Source organism: Neobacillus sp. FW104-15D2 (assembly GCF_058790155.1).
In genome coordinates this window covers 38,746-55,552 of sequence record NZ_JBYTCJ010000013.1, presented here as the reverse complement: position 1 = coordinate 55,552, position 16,807 = coordinate 38,746, and the positions used below count along the sequence as shown (strand labels likewise).

Annotated in this window: 19 protein-coding genes; 12 read left to right on the top strand and 7 right to left on the bottom strand. The window is 37.4% G+C overall.

Annotation, left to right across the window (positions count from 1 at the left end; all coding sequences use genetic code 11):
- The first annotated feature begins 147 nt into the window (after positions 1-147).
- Both AC3WR0_RS12190 and AC3WR0_RS12185 read left to right on the top strand, forming a co-directional pair.
- Positions 148-1,659, top strand: a complete 1,512-nt coding sequence (locus AC3WR0_RS12190; RefSeq protein WP_492552572.1) for a coproporphyrinogen III oxidase — start codon at positions 148-150, stop codon at positions 1,657-1,659.
- Positions 1,660-1,897: 238 nt separating this feature from the next.
- Positions 1,898-2,689, top strand: coding sequence for an enoyl-CoA hydratase (locus tag AC3WR0_RS12185; RefSeq protein ID WP_492552571.1), 792 nt, complete (start codon positions 1,898-1,900; stop codon positions 2,687-2,689).
- Between the two features lie 93 nt (positions 2,690-2,782).
- Here the strand turns inward: AC3WR0_RS12185 and AC3WR0_RS12180 are convergent, their stop codons facing one another.
- Positions 2,783-2,968: a YhzD family protein gene (locus AC3WR0_RS12180; protein ID WP_492552570.1), complete on the bottom strand. Its 186-nt coding sequence runs from the start codon at positions 2,966-2,968 to the stop codon at positions 2,783-2,785.
- Positions 2,969-3,110: 142 nt separating this feature from the next.
- Here AC3WR0_RS12180 and AC3WR0_RS12175 point away from each other — a divergent pair, with 142 nt between their 5' ends.
- From AC3WR0_RS12175 to AC3WR0_RS12150, 6 genes are all read left to right on the top strand, one after another.
- Positions 3,111-4,010 carry an ABC transporter ATP-binding protein gene (locus tag AC3WR0_RS12175; protein ID WP_492552569.1) on the top strand — a complete coding sequence of 300 codons (900 nt, stop codon included), beginning with the start codon at positions 3,111-3,113 and terminating at the stop codon, positions 4,008-4,010.
- Positions 4,003-5,256: an ABC transporter permease gene (locus AC3WR0_RS12170; RefSeq protein ID WP_492552568.1), complete on the top strand. Its 1,254-nt coding sequence runs from the start codon at positions 4,003-4,005 to the stop codon at positions 5,254-5,256. The genes AC3WR0_RS12175 and AC3WR0_RS12170 overlap by 8 nt, the downstream gene beginning before the upstream one ends.
- Positions 5,257-5,684: 428 nt before the next feature.
- Complete coding sequence (locus AC3WR0_RS12165; RefSeq protein ID WP_492552567.1) at positions 5,685-6,908, top strand: metallophosphoesterase family protein; 1,224 nt, start codon at positions 5,685-5,687, stop codon at positions 6,906-6,908.
- A 20-nt stretch (positions 6,909-6,928) separates the two neighbouring features.
- Complete coding sequence (locus AC3WR0_RS12160) at positions 6,929-9,931, top strand: ATP-binding protein (protein ID WP_492552566.1); 3,003 nt, start codon at positions 6,929-6,931, stop codon at positions 9,929-9,931.
- 55 nt (positions 9,932-9,986) lie between these two features.
- Entirely contained in the window at positions 9,987-10,931 is a 945-nt protein-coding gene (gene yhaM / locus AC3WR0_RS12155) for a 3'-5' exoribonuclease YhaM (RefSeq protein WP_492552565.1), read from the top strand.
- Positions 10,932-11,212: 281 nt separating this feature from the next.
- Positions 11,213-11,407 carry a sporulation YhaL family protein gene (locus tag AC3WR0_RS12150; protein WP_492552564.1) on the top strand — a complete coding sequence of 65 codons (195 nt, stop codon included), beginning with the start codon at positions 11,213-11,215 and terminating at the stop codon, positions 11,405-11,407.
- A 154-nt stretch (positions 11,408-11,561) separates the two neighbouring features.
- Here AC3WR0_RS12150 and AC3WR0_RS12145 read toward each other — a convergent pair whose 3' ends face one another.
- Positions 11,562-12,431 (bottom strand): peptidylprolyl isomerase, encoded by an 870-nt coding sequence (locus AC3WR0_RS12145; protein WP_492552563.1) that lies wholly within the window; start codon positions 12,429-12,431, stop codon positions 11,562-11,564.
- 324 nt (positions 12,432-12,755) lie between these two features.
- On the opposite strand from AC3WR0_RS12145, the gene AC3WR0_RS12140 reads away from it, so the two are divergent.
- Positions 12,756-12,851: a YjcZ family sporulation protein gene (locus AC3WR0_RS12140; protein ID WP_492552562.1), complete on the top strand. Its 96-nt coding sequence runs from the start codon at positions 12,756-12,758 to the stop codon at positions 12,849-12,851.
- A gap of 129 nt (positions 12,852-12,980) precedes the next feature.
- Positions 12,981-13,073, top strand: coding sequence for a YjcZ family sporulation protein (locus AC3WR0_RS12135; RefSeq protein WP_081680155.1), 93 nt, complete (start codon positions 12,981-12,983; stop codon positions 13,071-13,073).
- A 303-nt stretch (positions 13,074-13,376) separates the two neighbouring features.
- Here the strand turns inward: AC3WR0_RS12135 and AC3WR0_RS12130 are convergent, their stop codons facing one another.
- Entirely contained in the window at positions 13,377-13,556 is a 180-nt protein-coding gene (locus AC3WR0_RS12130) for a hypothetical protein (RefSeq protein WP_027323084.1), read from the bottom strand.
- A 205-nt stretch (positions 13,557-13,761) separates the two neighbouring features.
- Between AC3WR0_RS12130 and AC3WR0_RS12125 the strand changes: the two genes are divergently transcribed.
- Positions 13,762-14,100: a DUF1878 family protein gene (locus tag AC3WR0_RS12125; RefSeq protein WP_492552561.1), complete on the top strand. Its 339-nt coding sequence runs from the start codon at positions 13,762-13,764 to the stop codon at positions 14,098-14,100.
- On the opposite strand, the gene AC3WR0_RS12120 is transcribed toward AC3WR0_RS12125, so the two are convergent.
- Together AC3WR0_RS12120 and AC3WR0_RS12115 are read right to left on the bottom strand one after the other, a co-directional pair.
- The gene (locus AC3WR0_RS12120; RefSeq protein WP_492552560.1) at positions 14,097-14,666 is read right to left on the bottom strand and encodes an HTH-type transcriptional regulator Hpr; all 570 of its coding nucleotides are present in this window, start codon (positions 14,664-14,666) and stop codon (positions 14,097-14,099) included. The genes AC3WR0_RS12125 and AC3WR0_RS12120 overlap by 4 nt on opposite strands.
- Before the next feature lie 229 nt (positions 14,667-14,895).
- Positions 14,896-15,267, bottom strand: coding sequence for a YtxH domain-containing protein (locus AC3WR0_RS12115; protein WP_492552559.1), 372 nt, complete (start codon positions 15,265-15,267; stop codon positions 14,896-14,898).
- 196 nt (positions 15,268-15,463) lie between these two features.
- Between AC3WR0_RS12115 and yhzF the strand changes: the two genes are divergently transcribed.
- A complete protein-coding gene (gene yhzF, locus AC3WR0_RS12110; protein ID WP_492552558.1) occupies positions 15,464-15,652 on the top strand; it encodes a membrane protein YhzF in 189 nt (62 codons plus the stop codon).
- A gap of 48 nt (positions 15,653-15,700) precedes the next feature.
- Here yhzF and AC3WR0_RS12105 read toward each other — a convergent pair whose 3' ends face one another.
- Positions 15,701-16,234, bottom strand: a complete 534-nt coding sequence (locus tag AC3WR0_RS12105; protein ID WP_492552557.1) for a tryptophan transporter — start codon at positions 16,232-16,234, stop codon at positions 15,701-15,703.
- Positions 16,235-16,377: 143 nt separating this feature from the next.
- Positions 16,378-16,797 carry an HIT family protein gene (locus AC3WR0_RS12100; protein WP_492552556.1) on the bottom strand — a complete coding sequence of 140 codons (420 nt, stop codon included), beginning with the start codon at positions 16,795-16,797 and terminating at the stop codon, positions 16,378-16,380.
- Positions 16,798-16,807: the final 10 nt, after the last annotated feature.

Sequence of the window (16,807 nt, the reverse complement as noted above, 5' to 3'; positions counted from 1 at the left end):
TGGCTTTAAGATAATGTTGACGTTTTAATCTTCATTTTAGATTCCTTTAGATAAGCTTTCCTTTTCACAATATATTCCAGGTTATTGACCCGGCATTCTGGTTTTTGTACACTAAAGAAAGTATCTTTTTAAAGGGTGGTCGGCACATTGAAAATAAAAATATTGGGTATTGAGGACGAGCGGTTCGAACGTCCTCTTCGGTTAATTGCCAATTTGTTTTTCGAAGAAACGGAAATTTACATAAATCAAAACACCGAGGCTGATTTAATTGTTGAATTTGAATTGAAGCAAGAAGATGACATTAAGGTAAAAGCCCGAATGGAAAATGAACAAGGACAGGTATTTGAGGCTTCTTATAAAAAAGAACAGAATTATTCTGCTTCATTAAAAGATCAATTTAAACAGGTCAAAAATGCAGTTTCACAAGCTTACCTAACCATTTTGCAGGATTATACCGGAATTGTTCAAAAGTGGGGGATTTTAACGGGTGTACGTCCCACAAAGCTTCTTCACCGTCAGGTACAGCAGGGTGTTCAAATTGATATCGCCCATCAAAAGCTTAAGGAAGAATATCTTATTACAGATGAAAAGATTAATTTGATGCAGGAAATCGTAAATAGGCAGCTTGCAGCTGTGCCTGATTTATACGATTTAAAAAAGGAAGTAAGCATCTATATTGGTATCCCATTCTGTCCAACAAAATGTGCCTACTGCACTTTTCCTGCTTACGCGATTAATGGCAGACAGGGTTCAGTTAACTCCTTCCTTGGCGGATTGCACTTTGAGATGCGGCATGTTGGGGAGTGGCTAAAGAAAAAAGGGGTAAGAATTACCACAGTTTATTATGGTGGAGGTACTCCGACCAGCATCACAGCAGAAGAGATGGACATGCTTTATGAGGAAATGTATGAGTCCTTCCCGGATGTTAAAAACATACGAGAAGTGACAGTTGAAGCAGGCAGACCGGATACAATTACTCCTGAAAAACTGGATGTGCTTAAAAAATGGAATATTGACCGGATTAGCATTAATCCGCAATCCTACATCCAAGAAACATTGAAGGCTATCGGTAGGCACCACACGGTTGAAGAAACAATTGATAAATTCAATCTTGCACGCAAAATGCATATGAACAATATTAATATGGACCTAATTATTGGACTCCCAGGCGAAGGAGTTTCTGAATTTACGCACACACTTAATGAAACGGAAAAACTAATGCCTGAATCGGTTACAGTGCATACTCTATCATTCAAACGTGCTTCGGAAATGACAAGAAATAAAGACAAATATAAAGTGGCTGATAGAAATGAAGCAGAAAAGATGATGCTGCTTGCAGAAGATTGGACCAGAAGCCATGGATATTCCCCTTACTATTTGTACCGCCAGAAAAATATCCTTGGAAACCTTGAAAATGTTGGCTATGCTATTCCGGAACAGGAGAGCATCTATAATATAATGATTATGGAAGAACTCCAAACCATTATTGGTCTTGGCTGCGGTGCATCAAGCAAATTTATTCATCCGGTAACAGGTGAAATCACCCATTTTGCCAATCCGAAAGACCCTAAATCTTATAACGATAGTTTTGAGGATTACACCTCTAAAAAGCTGGCGATTTTAGAAGATTTATTTAGTGAAGAAAGCTCCCGCGTTTAAAGAGGAGCTTTTTAAACTTATTTAGATTGATCCTTGCATATTTACATACTTCCTGAATTTCTGCCGCTCTCCCTTCCTGGGTGAAGCAGAGGTTATCACCCTTTTCAATATTCTTACAACTTTCACTTATTAAACTCAAATGGTTTTTACTCTCTTAATAGAATAAAAGTACAGCTTTTCTTGTTTGAAAGTTTTCTATATTATAATAATTAAGCAGGGTATAAAGGGAGGCGTTGAGGTGAGCGTTAATTTTGAAACGGAAAAAGTAAATGTCACTGTGAATGGGCGAGTTGCAAATGTAGAATTGAATAGGCCGGAGACTTTAAATGCAATGGATAAAGAAATGATTAAAGGGCTGGCATGTTCCCTTAAAGAAATTAGTGAGTCAGATGACATTGATATTGTTGTCTTAACAGGAAGGGGAAAGGCATTCTCATCCGGCGGGGATATTAAGTCCATGATTACGATGAAGGATGAAGATGATTTCTTCCCTATTATGGAATGTATTAGTGATTTAATCATTACCCTTTACAACATGCCAAAACTCACTTTAAGTGCAATTAATGGTGCTGCAGCAGGTCTTGGTTTTAGTTTGGCTTTGGCAACAGACCATATTATTATGCATGCAGAGAGCATAGCTGCAATGAATTTTATTGGCATTGGGCTTATTCCAGATGGTGGTGCCCACTTCTTTTTGGAAAAAAGATTAGGAGAAGTAAAAGCTAAACAGCTAATTTGGGAAGGTAAAGCTTTAACTGCCGCAGAGGCCTTGAAACAGGGACTTATTCAAGAGATAGCAGAAAACGATTTAAAAGAAGCGGTGGAATTGCGCATTCGTGAATGGCTCAGCAAACCTGTCCAGGCAATGATAAAAACCAAGAAAATTCTTGCTGAAAAGAATCGTCCCCAATTACTAAAAATGCTCGAGCTTGAAAAATACGGGCAATTTAAAATGAGGCAAACACAGGATCACCTGGAAGGAATTCAGGCCTTTGCTGAGAAGAGGAAACCTAATTTTATTGGGAAATAGGAAAAGCATAAGAGTCCAGTACAGATGCTGTGGGGCTGAAGCTAGACAAATATAAAAACCCGCCTGTGGGGCGGGTTTTTGCATGGTTAAGTTTTAAACGTGAAAAAGCAAAAGTTTACCTGCAGGTGAAGTGCAGCGATGTGTTTTGTCATGGTAGCCTTTTTCATCCAAAAGTCTGCCGCCGATTTCTTTTGCAGAATCATCATTTTCTGCTTGGAATGATTCCTCCATAATTTTCTCTCCATCTTGTTCAAAAACAGTTAATTTGTATGTCTTCATTTAATAACCCCCTAATAATAAGCTATGTAACTATTATTTTTGCATAATTTAAAAAAATGTGCAAAAAATATAAAGAGTAAATGGCAAATTATCCCTTTAAGTATGCTATATTTGTAAAAGATGTGTGAAGGGGGATAAAGATTTGGCGTTAAATTTGGAACATGTTACTAAAAGATATGGAGAGTTTTCTGCTGTAAATAATTTGTCCATTACTATACCGGAAAAGGAGATGTTTGGTTTTTTAGGTGCTAATGGTGCTGGTAAAACTACTACCTTTAGAATGATACTTGGCTTAATCGATCCGAGCGAAGGGAAAATAACATGGAAGGATAAAGCGTTAGATTATTCTGCCAGCCATTTAATAGGATATCTGCCCGAGGAAAGAGGTTTATATCCAAAACTAAAAGTCCGTGAACAAATTGTATACTTAGCAAGATTGAGAGGAATGGAAAAGTCTGCAGCCCAAAAGGAATTAAAATACTGGCTTGAAAGGTTTAATATTCCGGAATATGAAAATAAAAAGGTAGAGGAGCTTTCTAAGGGCAACCAGCAGAAGATACAATTTATTGCTTCCGTTATCCATAATCCAGAACTATTAATTCTCGATGAACCATTTAGCGGGCTGGATCCGGTTAATGTTGAATTATTGAAGGAAGCAGTTTTAGGCTTAAAAGAAAGCGGTACAACGATAGTATTTTCAAGCCATCGGATGGAACATGTTGAAGAGATGTGTGAACACCTTTGTATTATGCATCACGGTAAACCTGTTGTACACGGCGCTTTAAGAGATATTAAACGATCTTTTGGAAAGAAAAATTTAATTGTTCATGCTGATTTTTCACTTGATTTCTTAAAAAAATTTCCTGGGGTCGTCAAAATGAAAATAACAGCTGAAGGTATCATTTTGCAGATAGAAAATGAGCAAGTTGCGGAAAGAATATTTTCAGAAGTAGCAGGAAAAGGCTTTGTTAGAAAGTTTGCTTTGGAAGAACCTTCTTTAAATGATATTTTTATAGAGAAAGTTGGTGCCTCCTATGAATAACTTCTGGATAATTCTGTCTCATACCTATCTTACAAAATTAAAGACTAAATCTTTTATCGTAACCACAATTGTGATGCTTGTTTTTATGCTTGCTATAACCAATCTAAACCGAATCATGGATTTGTTTGATAAAAATGGTGGAGCGGAAAGAATTGCTGTATTAGATAAAACAGGACAGCTTTATACTCCTTTTAAGGAACAGGTAAAGTTAATTAATAAGGATTTAAAGCTGAGTACTTTTACAGGGACAGAAAAAGAGGCTGAAAAAAAGGTTGAGAATGGTGCCCTCAGAGGATACTTGGTACTAAGCCTTGATAAGGATAATCTTCCCGAAGGATCATATAAAGCCTTGACGATTGCAGATTCAGCGATATATACAGATCTCCAAAACGGATTGCAGCAGTTAAAAACCATGCTTGCTGCAAGACAAATCAATCTCACTGATGCACAGCTTCAAAAGCTCTATAAGCCAGTACTATTTAAAAAAGCAGCTTTAGAGAGAAATGCCAAAACAGAAGCTGAGCTTAATCAAGCCAGGGGAATTGTGTATATTTTGCTTTTCATCATTTACTTTGCAGTTCTCATGTATGCTAATATGATCGCCATGGAAGTTGCCATCGAAAAGTCATCACGTGTAATGGAAATTCTCATTTCAAGTGTATCACCTATCAAGCAGATGTTTGCCAAAATTATAGGTGTAGCACTCCTGAGTATTACCCAGCTCGCTTTTTTGCTTTCAGCCGGTTATTACTCTATGCAAAAAAATATGGAGCAGCTTAAAGGAAGTTTCTCCGACTTCTTTGGATTCAGTGAATTACCTATCGGCACTATTATTTATGCCATTATTTTCTTTCTGCTGGGTTACTTTCTTTATGCAACACTTGCCGCTTTTTTAGGATCTCTTGTCAGCCGTATTGAGGATGTCCAACAGATGATTTCTCCAATGTCAATGTTAGTTATTGCAGGCTTTGTTATTGCAGCTTTTGGGCTGAGTAAGCCAGATTCCACGTTCATTACAGTTACCTCCTTTATTCCCTTTTTTGCTCCTATGATTATGTTTCTTCGTGTTGGAATGCTGAATATTCCAATATGGGAATCATTTTTAAGTATCGCTATTTTGGCTGCAACAATATTATTTCTAGCGATTTTCGGAGCTAAGGTTTACAGAGGCGGAGTATTGATGTATGGCCGATCAAGCTCTTTTAAAGATATTAAGAAAGCCCTTCAGCTTACTAAAAATAAATAATAATAATACTTGAGTTCTCTCCTTAGAGGACTCTTTTTTTTAGCTAATCAGATTTATATCCATAAATTCTGAACGCACGACGGACAGGATAAGGAAGGCTTCGTCAGCAATATCATCGCACGAAGGAAAAGCACTAGCTTTTCCGAGGAAGTCCTAGTCAGGCGAAAGGCACAGGACAAGGAAAGCTACGTCAGCTTTGCCTCGCACGAAGAAAAAGCATAGCTTTTTTGAGGATGTGCCGATTTGAGCGTGATAAGCAAAACTAAAGCATCCGCCAAAAAGGACTTGGCGAATGCCAAGTTTTTCTAAGAATACAATCAGTTTATCTGCTATTTTGTTTTATTTTCTCTCAAAAAAACAAATCGAACGTGCATTCGTTTTTTGCAAATGATAAAATGTTATTAAAAGGCCTTGAAAGGGTTTGGAATATGAAAAAAGTGACTTTTATACATGCGGCTGACCTGCATTTGGATAGCCCAATGACAGGGTTAAAGCACATTCCTGAAAAAATTGCAAAGAGGTTGAGGGAAAGTACCTTTCGTTCACTGAATAAAATTGTAAATGCAGCCATTCAATATAATGTGGATTTTCTTATTCTGGCCGGGGATTTATATGACGGTGAGGATAGAAGTCTTCGGGCTCAATCCATATTTCGTAAGGAAATGAAGAGGCTTGCAGATAAAGGTATTCCCGTTTATGCAGTCCATGGCAATCATGATCATTTAAACGGGACATGGGTTCAAATCGATATGCCGAATGATTTCCATACGTTCTCAACAGAGGTGGAAGTAAAACAAATACAGGTTAAAAGCGGAGCAACAGTAAATATATACGGATTTAGCTATCCCGTAAGGCACGTGACTGAAAAGAAAATTGATGATTATAAAAGAGAAGATAATGCGGATTTTCATATTGGAATTTTACATGGGCATGATGGTGGCAGCAGTGAGCATGGAAAATACGCCCCTTTTCTGTTAACGGATTTGATCAGCAAAAATTTCGATTACTGGGCCTTGGGCCATATACATAAAAGATCAATATTGAATCAGGAACCGCCTATAATTTATTCAGGTAATATTCAAGGAAGAAACCGAAAAGAAACAGGCGAAAAAGGATGTTATCTAGTATCACTTGGAGATACGGGATCCACCTATGAATTTATAAATATGGCGGATATTATCTGGGAGTCAGTAATTATAGATGGAAGTGAAGCTAATACAATAGAAGAGATTCTTTCGTTATGCCATACAGAGATTGAAAAACATCGGGTGGATGGAAGGGGATCTATTATTTCTTTGCGATTGGAAAATATTCAGCTTAAAGAAATAGATGTGGTGAATCACAATTTGTATTCCGAGATTTTAGATCTGCTTCAAGAGGGAGAAGAAGAAGAGGAATCCTTTGTTTGGATTACAAACATTGTGATTGATGACAAGATTCAAACAAGCCGGGAGGAACTGCGAAAAAAAGCAGGTTTTTATGGGGATTTATTTCAGACTATTGATCAGTATGATGAAATCCATCACACTCTTTCCCCTTTGTATGAACACAATCAGGCAAGAAAATTTCTGGAGGGGCTCAGCAAGCTAGAAGAAAAGGAACTTCTCCAAAAAGCAGAAACCACTTTGCTGAGGCTGTTGTCTTCTCTTTAATCAAAAAGGCGGTGTAAGACTTGAAGATTATTGAACTAAATATTTACGGCTATGGCCAGCTCGAAAATCTTAAGCTCTCAATAAAGGATTCCTTACAGGTCTTCTATGGTGAAAATGAGGCTGGGAAATCTACGATAATGGCATTTATACATGGAATTCTGTTTGGCTTTCCAACAAAACAGCAGAATGAGTTGAGGTACGAACCAAAATTGCATTCCAGGTACGGCGGAAATATTAGAGTATTCCATGAACAACATGGATTTGCTGTTATTGAAAGGGTAAAAGGTAAGGCTGTTGGGGATGTTACTGTTTCTATGGAAAACGGGGAAATTGGTGATGAAGAGCTACTAAAAAAATTGCTATCAAGTATGGATAAAGGATTATACCAGGCGATTTTTTCCTTTAACCTGCAAGGTCTCCAAAATATTCATCAGATGAAAAATGAGGAAATCGGAAAATTTCTTTTTTCAGCCGGAACTTTCGGAACAGAAAAACTCGTTCTTGCGGAGGCAGAAATAAAAAAAGAATTGGAACAGAGATTTAAGCCTGGTGGGAAAAATCCTGCATTAAATATGAAACTAAAAGAACTAAATGAACTTCGAACCGAATTAAAAAAGGCTTCATCCAAAACAATGCAATACGAGGCATTAATCAATGAAGGGGAAAGCCTTCAACAGGAAATAGCAAATTTGAAAGAAGAATTATCACTAGTTGTGAGAGAAAGTTCTCACCTTCAGGAGTGGAAGCGGATTGAACCTTTAACCAGGGAAGAAAAATTGTTAGCACATGAATTGAAGCAGTTAGGAGAAGTATCCTTTCCTCCAAACGGTATTGAAAGGTTTGAAAGGTTAAAGCAGTCCTTAAAGCCTCTCTTTGCAAGGGGAAAAATTTTGGAGGAGCGGTTCGAGCTGCTGACTGATCAAGTAAAGGAGCTCAAGCCGGATCTAAGACTGCTGGAGGATGAGCCTAATGTAAGTTCATCAATAGAAATAATGCCTCTTTATGATCAGCTAAAGCTTGAAGATAGACAAACTCAAGAAAGGCTGTTTGAAATTAAGGAGACCCTTGAGGGATTAAAGGAAAAACTGCATCTTTCCATATCTGAGGAAGAACTTCAAGGAATAAATACAAATATTTATATGAAAAAACAAGTAGAGAATCTCCACAAGGAACAGCAGCGGCTTCACAATGCTAAACAGGATTTGGATGTTCGTTTTCAGGAGGAAAAGGAAAAGCTTGAAGAGCTCGAGGAGGAACTTCGGTTAGCCAGCAGAAAAATTCTATCAGCAGATAGCAGATTAGAGCTTGAAGAACAATTAAGAAGCCTGGCAGATGTCAGAGGTTTAGAAGACGCATTAAGATCAGTTCAAGAACAGAAGGAATACTATGAGGATGCTGCACAAAAAGAAAAGGTAACGTTAAAACGGCAAAGAAAAAATCTCCAAATACAATTCACTGCCTATTGTGTGTTTATTGTTTTAGTTTTATATTATGCAATTATTAATAAGCAGTGGACCTTTTTAACTATTGCAGCAGCTGCGGCTGCTGGACTAGGGTTCTCTTATTATTTTAACAGACAGCAGAAGTCTGAAGTGCCAGCTGGACAGGCATTGGAGAGATTAGCTCAAAAGAGGCAGGATTTAGAGGAGAGATTGCGTTCTTCAGATACGCTTAAGTATTCCAATCTTCAGGAAAAGCTGGAAGTGGACCAAAAGAGAAGAGAGCAAGTCAAGATTCTTCAATTAAAATGGGAGCAGCAAAACGCCCAATACGAAAGAATTATTGGACAATATGAGAAATGGGAAGAAAGTGCTGCTGAAAACAATAGGAACCTTCGTCTCATCAGCTCAGAACTTAAGATCCCCCTAAATCTGGCAGAATTATATTTAATGGATGCATTTCAGTTAATAGAGCAATTTAAAGTTAATTTCAGGGAAAAACAAAGATTAGAAGAAAAGCGGGATGCCCTGGGTAAAGAAATAGATCAATTATCAATAGCGGTTAAAAATAATGGAAAAAAATATCTGGGACTGGAAGACTCTGATTTACAACGAATTGCTATACGCTTAAAAGAGAAAATGCGGACAGAATTGGATAAGCAAATCCAGTATAGTGAAAAAACAGCTAAACTGGCTGAACTTAAAGAGGAGATTCAACAAACAATCAGTGAACAAATACTCCTGGATAATGAAATGAAACAACTGCTTAAAACGGCACATGCCGAAACTGAGGATCAATTTTATTTGGCTGGAAATAAGGCTAAACAGATTGAGAGTATTAGTCAAAGGATAAAAGAAATTAGAATGCAGCTTGAGGGATCATTCTTGGGCAAAGATGACAGGGATCAATGGCTTCAATTGAATCCCGGTAATGAAAGACTATTCGAGCTAACTAACAGGGAGGAAGAAGCTCATTCGAAAGTTGAGAAACTACTCGAGAGACAAGCTGAAGTAAAATATGAGATTCAGGTTTTGGAGGATGGAGGAGTATATTCTGAATTGCTTCATCGCTACAAACAAAAAAAGTCTGAATTCGAAGAAGAAGCAAAGGAATGGGCCGTTTATTCCATTGCACAGGATTTGTTAGCCAGAACGGTAGAAAAATATAAAAACAGCCATCTTCCCCGAATGCTGGGAAAAGCGGAAGAGTATCTGCTTTTTCTTACAGATGGAAGGTATAGAAGAATCCAGCTTAAGCCAACAGGTACTGGCTTTTTAATTGAACGGAACGATCATATATTGTTTGAAGCAAATGAGTTAAGTCAAGCTACAGCAGAACAAGTCTATGTTTCTTTAAGATTGGCATTGGCAATTACTTTATATGGAGATTTTCAGATGCCAATCGTTATTGATGATGGCTTTGTAAACTTTGACATACACCGAACCCGAAAGGTAATAGACCTATTAAAGACCATGAAGGGGCATCAAGTGCTTTTTTTCACCTGCCACAAGCATATGCTTGATTTTTTTAACTCCGAAAGCGTTATAAGCCTTCAGGAAGGGAAAGTATTGAATATTTCATAATATCATAGATCAAATGTTATACTTGTCGTAATTTGAAAGGAGCGTTGGTATAGGTATGAGCAGAGGTATTCTAAACTTTGATGTAGGAGAAACGATAGATTTATTTATGTTAATTAAAAATGCATCTAAAGGGATCGCAAGCAATGGGAAGCCATTTCTGACTCTCATCCTTCAGGATCAGAGCGGAGAGATAGAAGCTAAGCTTTGGGATGCCAGTGACGATGATGAAAAAAATTATGCTCCTCAAAATATAGTTAAAATAAATGGTGACATTCAAAATTACCGGGGCAAAAGCCAGTTAAAGATTCGCCAAATCCGTCCCGCAGGACCTTTAGACGGTGTTAAGCTTGGCGATTTTCTGGAGACGGCGCCTCTGAGCCGGGAAGAAATGACCAGCATGCTGACTCAATATATTTTCGAGATGAAAAACCCAAATATACAGAGGATTACGCGTCATCTTATAAAGAAGCATCAGCAGGCATTTCTGGACTACCCAGCGGCAACTAAAAATCATCACGAGTTTGTATCAGGCCTTGCCTACCATGTTGTTAGTATGCTCGACCTGGCAAAGGTGATAGCAGGTCTTTATCCAAGCCTGGACAAAGACCTGCTATATGCTGGAGTAATTTTGCATGATATGGGGAAAGTTTTGGAGCTTTCAGGCCCAGTTTCTACTGTCTACACTGTACAAGGAAATTTGCTTGGGCATATCACCATTATGGTTAATGAAATTGGCAAGGCAGCAGATGAACTGGGGATTTCCGGAGAGGAAGTGCTTATTCTTCAGCATCTTGTTCTTAGTCATCATGGCAAAGCAGAGTGGGGAAGCCCGAAGCCGCCACTTATTAAAGAAGCGGAAATTCTTCATTATATTGATAACCTGGATGCAAAAATGAATATGCTCGACCGTGCGCTGGAACGGGTAAAGCCAGGAGAATTTTCAGAGCGTATTTATGCTCTGGATAACAGGTCTTTCTACAAGCCTTTTTTTCATAAATAAAACTGGAAAAATCCTTTCATTTTATTTGGAAGGATTTTTTATTTGAATATCCATCAAATGTATATTGTTATACTTGCCAGTTGACTTTCGCTTCATGGTTCACTTTCCTCGGGCAGTCGGGGAGCCTGTTAACCCTCATCGCCTAAAGCCACTCGGGGTCTCTTCAGTCCTGACCTTACTTTTGGTTTTGATGAAAAGATGAAAAACAGTCATATTAATGGGAAATTCCGAATATGCTTTTAAAAAAGCGGACAACCAATCATAACAAAGGAGCATCTGATATGATTATTCCTATTTGGGTATATGCAGTTGTAACTGGAATTATAATAAGTGCTTTCATGGCATTGAAAACAGCAAGGGAAGACAGAGTAATCGAGATGGAAATCATTGAACGAGAAGGCGAAATCTATATAACCCGTCTTAACGAGGAGAAAGAAAAAAGAGGCTTAATAACAGTGTCTAATGCTAATTCCTAAGAAAGTTCAGAAGTGAATAAGAAAAGCTGGCCCGAAGGATCGTTTAATCCTTCGGGCCAGCTTTTTTTGTTTGTCTGGGACAATAAAGTGATTTTGCTCAATATCCCATTCGAGGAAGCTTATTCTAAGCAAAGCTTCTATTTACCTTTTATTCTTATTGCTGAGGAGCTGTATTTGTATTAAGGGCACCCTTTAAGTCCTTGTCCTTAATTTTTACATCAGCAGCCTTTAATTCACGCTGAAGGGCTTTGTTAATAACATCGCCGCTCATTTTAGTAGCTTGGATTTCTTCTTTCATCTGAGGCTTCATTTGATCAAAAGATTTTTTCTCTTTTTTATCAGTTACCTGGATAATGTGATAGCCATATTCAGACTTAACAGGTGCACTAATTTCATTAACCTTTAAAGCAAATGCGGCTTTATCAAATTCAGGTACCATTTTTCCAGGGCCGAAATAGCCTAGGTCGCCACCGCTCTGCGCTGAGGCAGTATCAGTTGAATACTTTTTAGCAAGATCTTCAAACTTCTCACCTGCATCAAGCTTTTTCTTTACTTCAAGAGCTGTCTTTTCATCCTTAACAAGGATATGGCGGGCTTTGATTTCTGGTTTATAGTTTGCATAGTAATCCTTTAATTCTTTATCTGTTACTTTTACATCTTTTGAAGCAGCTTTTTGAACTAAAAGCTGGCTTTTTAGGACTTTCTTTAATTCTTTTTCATCTTTAATATTGTTTTGGGCCAATAGCATTTCAAAATTTGCCCCTGCTTGTCCCTTAATTTCATCAACTTTCTTGTTCACTTCTGCATCGGAAACCTTGTATTTTTTAGAAAGGATTCTGTCATTAAGAAGCTCCTGCAGAGTCTGCTCTCCGTATTTGTTCTTCATTGCTTGATAAAGCTCGTCCTTTGTAACATCTCCAGATTTAGATGTCGCAACTGTTTCCGAACCATTCCCTTGATTGTTGCAGGCACTTAAAGCTAAAACCCCGCCGGTTAAAGTGAGGGCTAGTATCCATTTTTTCATGCTGAACCTCTCCTAAACAGTGAATTATTGTGTCATTCCACAAACCCTACTATAACACATATGGGATTTTGTGCAAAAAAAAACGTAAAAAAAGGTAAAAAGGGCGGAAAAAAATTGGCCATAATCACTTCCATTAAAGATAGTCAAACATATGATAAGAGGAACAAAAAGAAAGGAAAAACCAGGCGCAAATCGTAAGTTAATCCTTGTTTGTGACTCCCAAAAATTACCTTTACCTAAAACCTCAAAAAAAGAATGAGATATGGATATTAGCCTAATCGAATTGATCTGTTTCTGAATAATATGAGGTAGAACAAAAAGGGAGTGGTATTACTGTTGGGTTACAAATATGGAAAAGGATTTGCCCTGATCGTAGTACTCTTCAATTTGTTAATCATTATCGGTGCTTCCTGGATTTAAAGGATAACTGGAAAATTAGGTTTTGCCGATGATGGGATGTAAAAAGTTTTCATCAGAATTCTCTTATTCTGATATCTAAAGGTCTGGAGACAGTATGGTTCTCCGGAGAATGAGGAAGGAGGAAAATGTATGTCTGGCGGATATGGTTTTGGCGGAGGTTTTGCGTTAATCGTGGTCCTCTTTATCCTTTTAATAATCATTGGTGCTTCCTGGGTGTACTAATTTAAACAATAAAAAGCGATGAGATTGCCTCATCGCTTGCCTTATTACCTATAGGAAGGCATCATCAGCGCAGAGATCCTTTTGGAGTCTGCGCTTTTTTAATGGTTTAGAAAGTATAAAGTTTTACCTTTTAAATTGTCTAGCTCCAGCGCCCAGCGCTTAGTGTCCATCCCACTTCTCCCTACGATAAGTCAACATCGAAATGCTTGGCATTTCGTGTATCCTTTATCTCAGTCGAAGTGGGCCCCAGTCCATTCGTCGCTGAACGGGCGCTTTCGCTTTTCTTATTGATAAATCATTCATTTAAGTAAATAAAATTTCTATATAGGAAGAAATAAGTAAAATGGTTACAAGGACATTTATTGTTCTAAATACCTTCTGTTGGTTTTCTTCTGGGATCTCCTTCTGAAGGCAAAGCGAATTGGTCATTTTATTTACATAAAATAAAATAAAAACGGAGAACAAAATAAAAATGGAGATCACTAATGACCCTCCTTTTATGCTAGATTCATAAGATTAATTTGTTACGTTTTATACAATAGCAAAACTTCCAAAAAAAAGATAGTAAAAAAGCGTTCAAAATTGATTCTCTATTTCAAAAACGGTCATTTAAAAAGGTGTTTACCAAATCAATTTATAGGTCAATAATATAATTAAGGATTTTAGAAGAGTGGGACGGGGAATAGTAATGGATACAAAGGAACTTTTGGAGAGAATCAAGGTACTGGAGTACTATCAAAAATTAATGTTTAGTATGCTTGGCAATAATAAATACCCATTTTATAGGATGATAATAGAAAAAGGCCTTAAAGAAGAGCAGGTAACAGCATTTTTTCGAGTTTGTGATGAACTGAACAAAATATGGGAAGAACAAAAAGCGGAAGGATTTATCCATTTTCATCCGCTTTTTCAAAAGTTTGCTGAAAGCCTTCCTGGCAGTCTAAAGGCAAAAGAAGTGGTAGAGGCATGTATTAAACAGCAGCTCTTTAGACCGTTTATGCAGGAAATGCAAAAGTATTTATCTTAAACCCTTTCAGGATTTTTAGACTTTTGCAGTTTGCCTTCTTTTTCAACAAATTCACTCTCAATATTATGGAATGAACGCTCAAAGATTTCCATGAAATCATCGCCATAAATATTGCGGACAATAGCCATCATTTCAATTATTTCTGGGAACTTGCCATAAAGGTCTCTTAACGGCAGGGCGCCTGTATATACAGCATTGTTGCCGGGATCATAAGATTCCATTAAAGTTAGCAGGATATGTTCACCCTCTGGAGTAAGGCAGACATATGTGTTCCTTTTGTCGTTCTCCTTTTTTGAAAATTGAAGCAGGCCTCTTTCTTCTAATTTTTTTGAAAAATTAAAAGCTGTAGATACATGCATGACACCGAATTTAGCCACATCTGAAATGGAAGCGCCGTTTAAGTGATAGGCAATCCAAAGAATGTGATGTTCATTGATGTTTAAATCAAATGGTTTTATCCACTGCTGCCAATCCTTCTCAATAGACTTCCACAAGGCTTTACTTAATTGGGCTACCCGTTGGCTAAATAACATAGCTTCTTTCATCGAATATTGTTTTTCCGTCATCCCCATATTCACCTACTTTTTTATTTCTCTATTAACATTATGCCAATAAAATAAAAATTAATAAAGATATAAATTTGCAAAATTTTTAGAAATTTACACGAATATATGTTTAATACAATATTTTACAGTATTATACTATCTTTTAAGATAAAAATCCTTCTTTTATTTAATTAAAAGAAGGATTTTATAGTGAGAAACCAATTTTTCTTGAAAAATATCCTTAACTAAGTTAGCTCTTCTGTTTATTTGTATCTGCCAGACTAGCTTCTAATTGCTGAATAGCAGCTTCAATTTCTGTGATTTCTTCTTTAAGCTCCTCCTGATGAGGATAAATATCTTCTTTCCATGTGTTAATCGAATTCTTTGTTTCTTGCAGGAAAATGGAAGTTTGGGCTTTTGCTTCTCTGGAAGCAACCACGGAAACAGCCTTAAGCTCGGTAAGACTTTTCTTGAGGTCAGCAAGCTGGCTTTTCCATAGATCTTTGTTTTCCTTTAGGGAAGTTCTTACTTCTTTACCTGATTGAGGAGCAGTCAATAAGGTGCTTACACCCGCTGCAATTCCCCCCAGTACCAGACCGTAAAAAAATTGTTTTATTTTCATAAATATCCCGTCCCCCACATTAAAATTTCAATATACATCTTTTCTTCATCAAGGGAAGAATACCCTTTAAACAATCAAAAAATGCATGTACTCTTTTTTATCACAAACATAATACTCTTAAACCATACAAGCTCATACCGTGTTTTTGTATGACATATATATAATATAAACAGTTATTTTGGAGGGAGGGGAATAGGTGAAAGGTGCAGCAGTCATTTTATTCTCTCTAAGTGCGGTTTTCTTTTATGGGGCGGTTCGGTTTTTCTTGCATTTTCTAAAGCGGGGAGTATATCCGCCTAAACAGATATTAAAAAAAAGAATTGCGGTTTTTTCTGGAGGAGGGCTCCTGCTTCTGCTGACAGGATGGCTGATTTATGTTCTCTAAGTTAATAGGCAAAAAAAAGGCCTGCACTCTGCAGGCCTGTCTGTCAACTTATTTATTAACCTGTGCTGGACGTGATGTCATATTGGTTCTTCTGACTACCGAGCTTGCAATTGGGAACAGGATTACCATCGCTGCAGTGTTTAGTGCGGCTGCCGGAAGGACAACCCCTGCAAATAGAGCAGCAAATGGACCAGGAAGCCCAACGATAAAGTAAGCGGATGTTAGGAAGGCAATACCGGAAATAAGAGTTCCAACAGCTGTTAGAACACCAACGGCAACAAGGTTTGTCTGATATTTCTTGAATAATGTGAACAGTAATAAAAACAAAGCTGCTGTAACAGGCTTATCAATGATATTTGGGATCAATCCGCCAGGAAAAGTGGATGTGATTCCTGAAACAACTCCACTAACAATGGCAAGAAGCATGACGCTTTTCTTCTCGGGAAAAAGGATAATGCCCAGGAACATCATAGTTAAAAGCATGTCTGGCTTCATTCCAAGTACTATGTTTGGAATAACAGCATGCAGCACGGCACCCATTCCCACTAAAAGTGAAAGGGCCACAAGGTTTTTTGTATTCATTTCTCATCTCTCCTCTGCTCAACTAAGCAATTTGGTTCCTCCTGCAGTGCACTCTTTGCCTGCAGCGAAAAACTTATAATCATTATATAACAGAAAGGCATATAAATGAAAGAAATTTTTCTTCCTGTTTTTTAAATATTCTATTAAATATGTTTCTTAATGCCTGTTGCCATTTCCACAAGATCTTGTGAAGAATAATCACCTTGATTATTTTTCCATACTGCACCAAATCCATCGCCAGTACCGTAGCGGGGGATTAAATGAAGGTGAAAATGGAATACTGACTGGCCGGCGTGTTCGCCATTATTGTTTACTGTATTTAATCCAATTGGATTAAACGTTTCCTTCAAAGCATTAGCAATATCAGGAACAACTTCGTAAAGATTCCTTGCCATTTCAGGTGTTAGCTCGTAAATGTTTTCTTTATGTATTTTAGGAATTATTAAGGTATGTCCCTTTGTTACCTGGCTGATATCAAGGAACGCCATTACATGTTCATTTTCAAAAACCTTTGCAGACGGAATTTCACCGCGAATTATTTTGCAAAAAATACAATCGTCCATCTTTCTATCA

Excerpts from the sequence above, each read along its gene's own strand:
- AC3WR0_RS12180 (WP_492552570.1), bottom strand. The coding sequence starts at position 2,968 with ATGAAGACATACAAATTAACTGTTTTTGAACAAGATGGAGAGAAAATT.
- AC3WR0_RS12170 (WP_492552568.1), top strand. The coding sequence starts at position 4,003 with ATGAATAACTTCTGGATAATTCTGTCTCATACCTATCTTACAAAATTA.
- AC3WR0_RS12165 (WP_492552567.1), top strand. The coding sequence starts at position 5,685 with ATGAAAAAAGTGACTTTTATACATGCGGCTGACCTGCATTTGGATAGC.
- yhaM (WP_492552565.1), top strand. The coding sequence starts at position 9,987 with ATGAGCAGAGGTATTCTAAACTTTGATGTAGGAGAAACGATAGATTTA.
- AC3WR0_RS12150 (WP_492552564.1), top strand. The coding sequence starts at position 11,213 with ATGATTATTCCTATTTGGGTATATGCAGTTGTAACTGGAATTATAATA.
- AC3WR0_RS12145 (WP_492552563.1), bottom strand. The coding sequence starts at position 12,431 with ATGAAAAAATGGATACTAGCCCTCACTTTAACCGGCGGGGTTTTAGCT.
- AC3WR0_RS12135 (WP_081680155.1), top strand. The coding sequence starts at position 12,981 with ATGTCTGGCGGATATGGTTTTGGCGGAGGTTTTGCGTTAATCGTGGTC.
- AC3WR0_RS12125 (WP_492552561.1), top strand. The coding sequence starts at position 13,762 with ATGGATACAAAGGAACTTTTGGAGAGAATCAAGGTACTGGAGTACTAT.
- AC3WR0_RS12120 (WP_492552560.1), bottom strand. The coding sequence starts at position 14,666 with ATGACGGAAAAACAATATTCGATGAAAGAAGCTATGTTATTTAGCCAA.
- AC3WR0_RS12115 (WP_492552559.1), bottom strand. The coding sequence starts at position 15,267 with ATGAAAATAAAACAATTTTTTTACGGTCTGGTACTGGGGGGAATTGCA.
- AC3WR0_RS12105 (WP_492552557.1), bottom strand. The coding sequence starts at position 16,234 with ATGAATACAAAAAACCTTGTGGCCCTTTCACTTTTAGTGGGAATGGGT.
- AC3WR0_RS12100 (WP_492552556.1), bottom strand. The coding sequence starts at position 16,797 with ATGGACGATTGTATTTTTTGCAAAATAATTCGCGGTGAAATTCCGTCT.